Here is a 1508-nt window from a genome sequence, read left to right on the forward strand (position 1 = left end):
GTTGTAAAAAGGCACTCGATGATTACTCAACGAGCGCCTTTCCGATTTATTAACTAGCCTTCGCTTTTTCTAACAATTTGACACAATCTTGATCCACTTTTTTTCTTAAAACTGGATTCGTTTCAGATAAAATTTTAATAGTATTCTCGATACGTACAGAGGAATATTTTTTATCCTCTATCAAACTATTAACCTCTTCAAAAACGCCCGCGTCATAAGAGGTTGGCTTGTACTTGACCGTTAAAGCCAAATCACCATTTTTAAAAAGCTTGAACTCATTTTTGAAAAAACCAGACTTTAACACTACCTTGCAGTCATCTGCATTCAATTCATAAAGCCTATCAAAATACAAATAAAGCTTATCATCATATGCAAGTAACGCTGCTAATTTTCTTTCTCCATTAATCGATTTGAAATATCCATATCCAGAGCATAATTCATCTTCAGGTTTGCGAATCGCTTCATAGCTACAGTCAGCTAGATTAAGCAATACGACTTCAGCAGGAGACTCAATATCGATATGTAGTTTTTTAATCATTAAATACGCCTCCAATTCCAGGAGATAAACCGATCAAGCTATTATACGTATCTCGTGTGCGTCCAAGCCCAGCTCTTGCGGCATCGAAACCTTTGTTTGCCACATGAGTTGCAAACGGCACAATCTTGGCTCGCTCTGCGGCGTTGAATAATGCTGGCCCGCCAAACCGTTTAAATGCATTTCTTACCGCAGATGTAGAATTGAGAACAGTCATATTACGAGACATACCTGCCAGCTTAAATGAACCAACATATAAGCCTCTGTATATGCCAACGCCACCGGCTGCTATCGAAGATATTTCTCCTACACTATACAGCTGAGAATCTGTATTAATTCCGCCATCTATATTTAATCCTGATCGGATATCATCTCCAAACCCGAAGAGTATCGCATCACCAAGACCTCCAGCGAAGTCCATGGAACCTTGGGGAACCGAAGGCAAGTGCCTTCCAAGGTTATCCCAAAAACTTCGCTCCTCTTGTGCACAAAGCCCCATAGGGTCAACCAAGCTTACAGGGTTTCCGCCCACATATGTATAAGTATTTAAACCACCACTTAATCCAATAGGATCGCTCTGCAAATAACGGCCAGTACTCGCATCATAATAACGATACCAGTTATACCATAATTGTGTTTCGCGATCGTAATACTGCCCCGGAAAGCCAATATTCAAGTCACCTATACTATTGGTAGTCACTACACGGTCAAAAGCTGTATTTTTCGCAGCCCAAACTGTTCGGTTATTGGCATCGGTTACTGCAAAGGGACGATTTAAGTGGTCACTTTGAATGAAGTAAAGAGCATTGTTTTGAACCAAACCCACAGGACGCCCTTGCCAGTAAATATACACTTTTGCTAACGTACTTCTACGCGCTGTAGTTTCTGCCTCTAGCAAACCATCTGCACCATACAAGTAACGGTAACCATCGTAATACAAGGACACTCACCCCAAAAAAACACCTGCTAGAAC

General features: G+C 40.9%; 2 protein-coding genes. Both read right to left on the reverse strand.

All coding sequences use genetic code 11. From position 1 onward, the window contains the following. Window positions 1-49: 49 nt before the first annotated feature. Window positions 50-538, reverse strand: a complete 489-nt coding sequence (locus tag AC438_RS16335; protein WP_053982323.1) for a hypothetical protein — start codon at window positions 536-538, stop codon at window positions 50-52. Then, entirely contained in the window at window positions 531-1475 is a 945-nt protein-coding gene (locus tag AC438_RS16340) for an RHS repeat-associated core domain-containing protein (protein ID WP_053982324.1), read from the reverse strand. The genes AC438_RS16335 and AC438_RS16340 overlap by 8 nt, the downstream gene beginning before the upstream one ends. Window positions 1476-1508: the final 33 nt, after the last annotated feature.

It is taken from the genome of Marinagarivorans algicola, from assembly GCF_001292705.1.
GTDB classification, from domain to species: domain Bacteria; phylum Pseudomonadota; class Gammaproteobacteria; order Pseudomonadales; family Cellvibrionaceae; genus Marinagarivorans; species Marinagarivorans algicola.

What these genes read in the sequence shown, in the direction of transcription:
- AC438_RS16335 (WP_053982323.1), bottom strand. Translation starts at nt 538, where the DNA reads ATGATTAAAAAACTACATATCGATATTGAGTCTCCTGCTGAAGTCGTA.